The organism is Mycobacterium sp. pUA109, from assembly GCF_041287095.1.
Taxonomy (GTDB): domain Bacteria; phylum Actinomycetota; class Actinomycetes; order Mycobacteriales; family Mycobacteriaceae; genus Mycobacterium.
In genome coordinates this window covers 19,771-28,704 of record NZ_JBGGKS010000038.1, presented here as the reverse complement: position 1 = coordinate 28,704, position 8,934 = coordinate 19,771, and the positions used below count along the sequence as shown (strand labels likewise).

Here is an 8,934-nt window from a genome sequence, read left to right as displayed (position 1 = left end):
GCGGTATGGGGCCACCCGGACCGCACGGCATCGGGTCCTACCGGCCGGGCGGCCCGTCGACCGCATCGACGGCACCCCAACCTGCCGAAGGCCGAAGCCCCTTCAATCTGCTCAACTGGAACGGAAAAGACCGGGCTCCGGGAATGTTTCCGAAACCAGGCCCAGCATGAACCGCACCGGCCTGCCTCGCCTGGGCAAGAGGGAATCCGACCAGGTAGCGAAGGTCTGGGCGTCCGGCCCACCGCGGGAAGATGTCGGGCTCGAGCCGTTCGCTCCTCCCCAATACCTGGTCGGTTACGGATCGCGGTACCGGCCATGATGACCTGGAACACGTGGAACATCTGGTGGTGGGTGATCCTGCCCTACATTGCGATCGCCGTCTTCCTGGTCGGCCACGTCTGGCGGTGGCGTTACGACCAATTCGGCTGGACCAGTCGCTCCACTCAACTGCAGGAGCGTCGACTGCTCAAATGGGGCTCGCCGCTGTTTCATTACGCCACATTCGCCGCGATCGGCGGGCACATTCTGGGCATTCTGGTACCCAAACGATTCACCGACTGGCTCGGTATACCCGAAAGCTGGTATCAGGATCTCTCCGCCGTCGCCGGGTCCGCCGCCGCAATCGGCATCCTGATAGGCGCTGGAATTCTGACCTTTCGGCGCGCCGCCGTCCCGCGCGTGCGGGCCACGACCAACGCCGTCGATTACTTGGCATTGATCCTGCTCAGCGTGATCGTGCTCCTCGGCATCTTCCTGACACTGGGTATCGAAGACACATCACATTACGAGTACCGCAACACCGTCGGTGTCTGGTTTCGAAGCCTGTTCGTCCTACATCCCAACGTCGGAGCAATCACCAGCGCACCATTCCCCTATCAGCTACATGCCGCCGCATCATGGGCGATCTTCGCGGTGTGGCCATTTAGCCGTCTCGTACATGCGTGGAGTTATCCGCTCTGGTACCTGTGGCGGCCCTATATCGTGATCCGCAGCCGCATCGCGAAGCCTCCCGGAGAGCCAGGCACCGGTGGGCGGAAGTGGCGAAAGATTGGTGTCCCTTACTAAGACGGGCCGTTCGGCAGAGCACGCCAACGGTATCCGCAAAGCGGCACGGACTCTCCATCCCGGCTATTTCGCACTGGTGATGGCCACCGGCATCGTGTCGATCGCGATGCACCAGCACCACTTGCACCTCCTCTCGGCTGGCTTATTCTGGCTGGCCTGCATTGCCTACGTCGTCTTGGTGGTTCTCACCGCGACACGTGTGATCACCTTCGGCACAGAGTTCGCCGCGGACTTCGGTGACCCGCGACGTGCGTTCAGCATGTTCACCTTTGTCGCCGGCACCGATGTGCTCGGCGCCCGATTCGCCGTCGACACCCATTACTGGGTAGCGTTCGCCCTGCTGATGGTCGGTTGTCCGGCCTGGCTAATTTTGGGATATGTGGTGCCGTGGACCGCGATAACGCGCACCACGCTGCGCCCAGTCCTGCAGCACGCAAACGGCACCTGGTTCATCTGGGTGGTCGCCAGCCAGTCCGTCGCCGTACTCGCCGCCGGGTTGGAGCCGGTGCTCGAAACCGGCCGGCGGGAACTGGCGCTACTGGCGGTGTTCTCCTGGTCAGTCGGGGTGTTTCTCTACGCAACAGTCGGTATTTTCGTCGGGGCTCGCGTGCTGTTATTTCCGTTGCACCCCGAAGATCTCACTCCGCCGTATTGGGTATCCATGGGAGCCACCGCGATCACCGTCGTCGCCGGCGCCCGGATCGTGGAGATGGCGCACGCACCGATGGTCGACGCTACTCGCGGCCTGATTGCCGGCACCTCAGTGGTGTTCTGGACGTTCGGTACCTGGTTGATCCCGCCGTTGATCGCGGCCAGCATCTGGAAACACGCGATGCACCGCATACCACTGCGCTACGAGGCGCCGCTGTGGAGCGTGATATTTCCGCTCGGGATGTATGCGGTGGGAGGCCAGTACTTGGGCAGCGCCGACCAGCTGCCGATCGTGGAGTACATCGGTGCCGACGAAGCCTGGGTGGCGCTGGTGGCATGGGCGCTAACGTTCGTGGCGATGTTGCGCCACCTGGTGGTCAGGGTCGGCACCCGTGCACATGGTCGACGGCGTAGCTGAGCGCACCTGCCGGGCGTCCCCGTCCTCATCCGAGGATCCCGCGGCCGGTGGACTACGAAACCGAAATCACCCCGCTGTTCGACCGATAGCGGTACCGCCCCGGTGGTCACCACGTGGAGCAGCCGGCGCGGGCGGTCCGGGTTGGGTCCCGGGCATGTCCCGAGCGACCCGCAAGAGAAACGGGAGGGCGATCAGCTGCACAGCCACGGCAAACGTGACGACAGCACCCATCGACAGCCCGAACAGCGCCCCGATCGCGGCGCTACCGGCGAACCACGCGACACCGTAGACGCCGGTAAACACGCCATAGGCCGAGGCGCGGCGGGACGGCGAGACCATCGGCGCTACCGCGGCGGGAATGATCGACTCGTGCACACCCATGCCCAGCCCCCACAGGCAACTACCGAGTAAGGCGGGCCAGAAGCCGCCCAGAAAGATCAGCGGCGCATAGATCGCCGCCGTCAGAGTCAGCGGAATCAGAAGACGGATCCCGAACCGGTCGAAGAGCCGCCCGAACACCAGCGACCCGGTGCCTGAGACCGCCATCGCGGCGGCGTAGAAAAGCGGCACGTACGTTGCGGAGACGGTCCCGGCGCGCTGAAAGTGATAGGCCATCATCGGAAAATCGGCGAACCCGGACGCCACCATCGCGGCGGCCAGAAGGTAGATCCAGAAGACCCGTGGCAACCCGGCTGGACGCACCGTCGCGCCCGCAGACTCCAAATCCTGCGGGCGTGGATACACCCGCCGGGCCACCGCCAGTAATGACAACATGATCACCGCCGGGACCGCGAGCGCAGCGAATGCCAGGCGGTAGTCACCGCCGTTGCGGGCCAGTACCACCGCGATAACCAAGGGGCCCACCATGGCGCCGAACTGATCCAACGCCTCGTGCACACCAAACCCCCAGCCGTAACCCATCTGTGTGGCGGCGTGCGAAAGCATCGCATCTCTGGGAGGGTTGCGGATGGCCTTACCAACCCGCTCCGCTATCACCAACACCGCGGCCACCTGCCAGCTGCCGGCCAGCGCCAGCAGCGGCACCACCGACATCTGCAGGATGTACCCCGCAATCGTGATCGGCCAGTACGCCCCGGTGCGGTCGGCACCGCGCCCAGACACCAACCGCAACCCGTAGCCCAACAGTTCCCCGAACCCGGTAATCACCGCAATCGCCAGGGCGCCGGCGCCGAGCATACCGAGGAATTGACCCAGAATGCTGCGGGACGCCTCGTAGGTGAGGTCGGCGAAGAAGCTCATCACACCGACCATCAACACGAACTTGAATGCCGGCGAGAACCGTCGTACGTTCACACCAAATCCACCTCGACCCCAATAGCCGTGACGATCATTCCGGCGACTACCAGACCGGCCGCCCACACCGAGCGCCGCCCGCCGACGTGCACCGCCAGCAACACACCCAAACCACCCAACGCCACCACAGACACCACCAAGGCGATCCAGCTCGAAGTCGGTGTCAGGGCGCCGATTACGAGCGGCAGCGCGGCTCCTGCGAAGCTGGCGCTGCCAGCCACGAGCGCAACGGTGACCGCGTCGCGCAGCACCGCCCTGCCCAGGCTGGTCGTAGCCAGCCGACCGGACCGGGTGAACAGGAGTTGACGTTCAGCTCGTATCAACTCGGAGCGATACTCTGCATACTCGGCAACAAACACGGTGAGAACCGCCGAACATAGGGCAACCACACCGACCCGTGTGCCCAGATCCAGGCTCAGGCCGACACCACGCAAAACCGTCGCCGAAGCCAAGATCAGCGCATTGAGTATGCCGTCAGATACGCCCAGCGCGGTAGCGAATAGCAGTCGTCCGCGCGGGCGCGCCCGCACCTTCCGGTGTAGCCGCCAGCGCCTCACCGGGTACGCGGCACACGCTCGATGATGCGGCTGCCTACGACAAGCTCATCGATACTATGCACCGCCGCACCGACCTTCTCGATTTCCCGAATCAGCCGTGGCACATCGATATTCTCTCCTTCGACGGTGATCTCGAGGCCGACGGTTTCCAGGTCGATTTCGGCCACCGTGATGTTGAGCGCATCGACACCAGGGGTTTGGTCGATCGCCTCGGCGAGTTCCAAGAGATCCGGTCTGGCCATAGCTTTGTCGACGTCGAGCTGCAACCTACGGATGTTCATGGCACCTTCCCCACCGGTGAGTGCTGGGGCTCGTCTCGGACCGAGACCATGCCGCACCTCCCTATCCGCGCTGACCACACCGATGTCAATACCTGTAGCGCGCCATTTGCGTTCCGCCGTGGCGGTGTTGGCCGTCGACGGACACCAACGCGGGCACCATTTCACTGGTAACCAGCCCGCGTTCCTTTGTGAGTTCGTCGACCACATCGAAATACTCGGCGATGTTCCCGGGAGTATCGACCACGATGGTGACCACCGGAACGTCGCGGGTGAGTTTGAACAGCTTGTCACCGTGGGGCTTGTGGTCGCCATGAAAACCCCATATACCGCGCAATACCGTTGCACCGCGCGATGTTTCTCGCTGCCGAAGCCGCTGCACCAGCGCGCGATGGATAGGAACATCCTTGTGACGTGCCGACTCCGAGGTGTAAATCATCAATTTTTGCCATAGCGTTAGCCCATGCTCATCGGTTCCCGGTAACGCGTGGGGCCGTTCCAGCAGCTTCCCGTCGCGCTTGCAGACGCGGACCCGCTCCACGGTGATCAGCGGCCGCCGCAAGAGTCCACCGAGTTCAGGCAGCACACGGGCGATGCGCTCACCGCTACCGACCGCGATGATCATCATCGGCACATCGGTATTCCCACCGAAAAAGCGAGCACGCTGCCGGAGTCCATGAGCGGTGCCGTCCACGCCGAGGAACACCGACGCGCCGGCCAGCTGACGCCGATACATCAGATCGCATAACGCGAGGTAGGCGGGAACTCCGTACACGCGTTCCCGCCGGCCGACATAGATCGTCAGTTTGGTTGCCTCGTTGAGCTCGTCGGTGAGCTCGATCGGCCCGATTTCGTCATATAGCAACCTGGCGCGCTCGAGAGTGATCAGGGCCCGTTTGTCGATGGCACGCAACGGATCGAGTAGACCCTCGATAGCGGCTCGGGTATCTACGGCGATCACCGCCACGGGCGGATCCTCAGACAGGCTCAGCGACTGGTCGCTACGCAGATGGTGCCGCGAGCCGAACCCGCCGATTCCGCGCAGCACAATACTGGAGGCGATACGGCGGGTACCGTAGAGGTCGACCATGAGATCGGACAAATACCGGCCCTGGGTGCGTTGACGTTCCTCGAAATAGGCGCTGAGTTTCAGGCAGTCATCGTCCATCGATGCTCACTCTCCTTGCCATACAACGGATCGGACTAGCTTCGGACGTGCGATCGCGCAAAGCGGCACTGAGCGGCGAACCGCCGCGGCGCACCCGCACCGCTGGTAGGCTGACGCAAACCACGCGGCGGTGGGGCTCGCCGTAACCGCACGTCCACCGTAGGGCGGCCAACGGTCCCTGGGAAGAATTCAAGACGTGGCCAGCCGTAACCCGGTTTAGCCCTGGCGGGAAGGAACCCAGGTGGTTGTGCAGTTTGCCTCGATCTCGGCGATTGAAATCCTCGACTCGCGCGGTCGTCCGACACTGTCGGTGCGGGCGAGGCTCACCAACGGCGTCCGGACGGATGCGGGTGTGCCTTCCGGCGCCTCCACCGGCTCTCGGGAGGCGGTCGAGCTCCGTGATCAAGATGACCGCTACGCGGGAATGGGTGTGCGCCGCGCGGTCGCGCACGTCAACGGGCCGATCGCCGACGCCCTGACCGATCGACCGTTTACCTCGCTGGAGCAGATCGACCAAACGTTGTGCGACCTGGACGGCACTGCCGACAAATCCCGGCTGGGCGCCAACGCGATTGTCGGCGTCTCGATGGCCGCCGCCCGTGCATTCGCCATCACCTCCGCACAGCCGCTGTGGGAATGGCTGACTCCGGACGGCATCCGAGCACGGCTTCCGGTACCGCATTTCAATGTCGTCAATGGTGGCGTGCATGCGCTCAACGGCCTCGACTTTCAAGAGTTCATGATTGCACCGCTTGGTGCACCGTCGCTGCCGGAAAGCATCCGTGCCGGCGCCGAGGTGTACCGGCGATTGCGCTCGGTGCTCAGCGACCGCGGCCTGTCGACCGGGCTGGGCGACGAAGGCGGTTTCGCCCCCGAGATCGACTGCCCCGAAGAGGTGCTGGCCTTGCTCACCCAAGCCATCACCGCTGCCGGCTATCCACCCGGACCCGCCGGGGTAGCCATCGCACTGGATCCCGCCGCCAGTGGGTTCCACCGCGACGGCCGATACCTGGTTGGCGGCGAGTCCTTGTCCAGCGACGACCTGATCGACCGCTATGTCAGCATCGTCGACAACTATCCGGTGTACAGCATCGAGGACGGGATGGGCGAAGGCGACACCACAGGGTGGCAGATGCTGACCGAAAAACTCGGCGACCGAATCCAACTTGTTGGTGATGACAATTTCGTGACCAACCCCGAGATCATCGCCTCCGCCGTGCGCGACGGCATCGGCAATGCCGCGTTGATCAAGGTCAACCAGATCGGTACCGTGTCGGAAACTCTTGAAGCGCTTGGTGTGTGCCGTCGGGCAGGATACGGGGCGATGATTTCTCACCGGTCCGGGGAGACCGATGACCCGTTTATCGCCGATCTGGCAGTCGGCGCAGGCTGTGGCCAGATCAAGTCCGGCGCCCCGGCCCGCGGTGAGCGCGTGGCCAAGTACAACCGGCTGCTCGACATCGCTAACGCAGCGGCAGAACTGCCATTCGGTCTCCCCGCGCGAGCACATCATCAATCCGGTTAGGCCGTCGCGATCACCACGGCAAGAACCGCGAGCAATGCGATCAACATGTAGGCCATGTAGGCGTCCAGCCGGCCCGATTGCAGCTTTTTCGCGGTTCGCGACACTACCAGCAGAGCCCGGCTCAGCGGTCGGTAGAAATACCGCTCCACCACATCGACGACGTCCACCCGGTAGGTGAACAGCAGCGGCATGTTCCCGCGGTCGGCTGGCTCGTCGGTAGTTTCGGTCAGTGCGGCCCGTGTCAACAAGACGTTGGCCAACACGTTGCGGACCGGGTTCGCGTACGCAAACGAGGTATAACCCACGCCGCGGTGCACGCCCGGCGACGCCGACGACCACGGCGCCACCACCCGGGCCCGTAACGGGTTGCGGCCGGCAAGGAGCGCAGCGAAGATTGCGATAACCGCTGCCATCGCGGGCAACACGATCCACAACCAGGTTGGCGACAGGGCGGAAAACTCGGCGAATACCGGCTGCAATACCCACGGTGCGGCATTAGCGCCGCGAGCTTGCTCACCGACGATCGGACTCAGACCACGTCCGATCAGCCGCACCTCCAACGGGGCAAGCACCGCCGTCCCCAGACAGCCGGCCACGAGGACGGCGACTCCGAAGCGATACGGCCACTGACGATCCACCTCGGCATGAGCGGTGTCGATCGGCGGCTCATCGATGCGCGCGGGACCGAACGCCGTGAGCGCGACCACCCGAACGAACGTCACACCGGCAATACCGATGGTCAACGCGACGAGCGCCCCGGTTAGCGCCGTGGCCAGTTGCAGGGTCAGGCTCGACACCCGGAACTGCTGCATCAGCGCCTCCAGGGTGAACCATTCCGAGGCAAACCCAGCAGTCAGCGGCAACCCCGCCAACGTGAATGACCCGATCACCAAACCGGTACCGGCCCAAGGGAGTCGGCGCGCAATACCGCCAAGGCGATCAAGGTCAGTAGTCCCGGTCGCGTGTTCGATTGTCGAGGCCGACACGAATAGCAAGGTTTTGCCGAGCGCATGCGCGATCACCTGGGCGGTGCCGGCGACCAGTCCAGCGGCCACGAGTTTCGGTTCACCCGCCCATGCGCCCACCAGGCCCACGCCGAATCCGGCGGTGATGATCCCGGCGTTTTCCACGCTGGACCACGAGATCAGTGTGGCGAGATCCGGATTGACCGCAGCATGCGCGATACCGAGGATCGCGGTCAATCCCCCAACCACCAGCACTACGCAGATGAGCCAGATCGGCGGGGATCCCAGCACTTGCAGCGTCCGCCACATCCCATAGAAACCGACATTGACCGCGACACCGGCCATCACCGCGCGCGCGGGCCCCGAGGCGGCGGCGTAGCCCCGCGGCATCCAGATATGCGCAGGCACCAGCCCCACCTTGACGGCGAACCCGAACAACAGAAGCGCGTAGGCCGCCTGGCCAACCGCGCTATGCGGATTGACCCCGTCCGCGGTGACCGCGAAAGTGTGGGTCCGGCCGGCCAACAGCAGCGCGCCCATCAACAACGCCGCACCGCTGGTCTTGCCGAACACCACGGTGATGACCGACCCGCCGACCCTGCCGGGCAGGTCGCGGTCGTAGCTCGCCATCAGGTAGAACGCCACGGTCAGTAGTTCCCACCCCAACAGCAGCACAAAGAAATTGTCGGTCGTGACAATCAGCGCGACGGCCGCCAGCGCACCCCCGACGGCTGCGGGCAACCGGGGGCGAAGGCGGTTGGCTGGCGCCGCGGCTGCAGCCAGCGCGGGAACCGCGACCCCGTACGCGACGATCAGAAACAGACCTGACAACCGGTCGACACCCAGAGTCGCCGGCCCCAAACCCGCCAGCCCGCCCAGATCGAATCGTTGCACCTGGCCGGTTAGGCCGAGCGCACCGCTGAGCACCAACACCACGGCGGCGGCGGTGTTCGCTGCCCAGGCGGCACCGCTCACACGCCGCTGGCCAGCCTC

8 protein-coding genes are annotated in these 8,934 nt (G+C 64.5%); 3 read left to right on the top strand and 5 right to left on the bottom strand.

All coding sequences use genetic code 11. The annotated features are described in order from the left end of the window. Positions 1-315: 315 nt before the first annotated feature. Positions 316-1,065 (top strand): respiratory nitrate reductase subunit gamma, encoded by a 750-nt coding sequence (narI, locus tag ACAG26_RS27110; protein WP_370486173.1) that lies wholly within the window; start codon positions 316-318, stop codon positions 1,063-1,065. Next, complete coding sequence (locus ACAG26_RS27105) at positions 1,052-2,134, top strand: tellurite resistance/C4-dicarboxylate transporter family protein (protein ID WP_370486172.1); 1,083 nt, start codon at positions 1,052-1,054, stop codon at positions 2,132-2,134. The genes narI and ACAG26_RS27105 overlap by 14 nt, the downstream gene beginning before the upstream one ends. 66 nt (positions 2,135-2,200) lie before the next feature. Here the strand turns inward: ACAG26_RS27105 and ACAG26_RS27100 are convergent, their stop codons facing one another. The 4 genes from ACAG26_RS27100 to ACAG26_RS27085 all read right to left on the bottom strand — a co-directional run bounded on the left by ACAG26_RS27100 (position 2,201) and on the right by ACAG26_RS27085 (position 5,451). Then, on the bottom strand, positions 2,201-3,448 hold the full coding sequence (locus ACAG26_RS27100; RefSeq protein WP_370486171.1) for an MFS transporter: 1,248 nt from the start codon (positions 3,446-3,448) through the stop codon (positions 2,201-2,203). Beyond that, positions 3,445-3,978 (bottom strand): hypothetical protein, encoded by a 534-nt coding sequence (locus ACAG26_RS27095; RefSeq protein WP_370486170.1) that lies wholly within the window; start codon positions 3,976-3,978, stop codon positions 3,445-3,447. Before ACAG26_RS27095 ends, ACAG26_RS27100 begins: the two co-directional genes overlap by 4 nt. 23 nt (positions 3,979-4,001) lie before the next feature. After that, positions 4,002-4,286, bottom strand: a complete 285-nt coding sequence (locus ACAG26_RS27090) for a DUF211 domain-containing protein (protein WP_370486169.1) — start codon at positions 4,284-4,286, stop codon at positions 4,002-4,004. An 85-nt stretch (positions 4,287-4,371) separates the two neighbouring features. Further along, a complete protein-coding gene (locus tag ACAG26_RS27085; RefSeq protein WP_370486168.1) occupies positions 4,372-5,451 on the bottom strand; it encodes a DUF190 domain-containing protein in 1,080 nt (359 codons plus the stop codon). Positions 5,452-5,692: 241 nt separating this feature from the next. On the opposite strand from ACAG26_RS27085, the gene eno reads away from it, so the two are divergent. After that, on the top strand, positions 5,693-6,976 hold the full coding sequence (gene eno / locus ACAG26_RS27080; protein WP_370486167.1) for a phosphopyruvate hydratase: 1,284 nt from the start codon (positions 5,693-5,695) through the stop codon (positions 6,974-6,976). Here eno and ACAG26_RS27075 read toward each other — a convergent pair. After that, positions 6,973-8,916 (bottom strand): proton-conducting transporter membrane subunit, encoded by a 1,944-nt coding sequence (locus ACAG26_RS27075; RefSeq protein WP_370486166.1) that lies wholly within the window; start codon positions 8,914-8,916, stop codon positions 6,973-6,975. The two genes, eno and ACAG26_RS27075, sit on opposite strands and share 4 nt — an antisense overlap. Positions 8,917-8,934: the final 18 nt, after the last annotated feature.

Coding starts and splice junctions, on each gene's coding strand:
- narI (WP_370486173.1), top strand. CDS start 316: ATGATGACCTGGAACACGTGGAACATCTGGTGGTGGGTGATCCTGCCC.
- ACAG26_RS27090 (WP_370486169.1), bottom strand. CDS start 4,286: ATGAACATCCGTAGGTTGCAGCTCGACGTCGACAAAGCTATGGCCAGA.
- ACAG26_RS27085 (WP_370486168.1), bottom strand. CDS start 5,451: ATGGACGATGACTGCCTGAAACTCAGCGCCTATTTCGAGGAACGTCAA.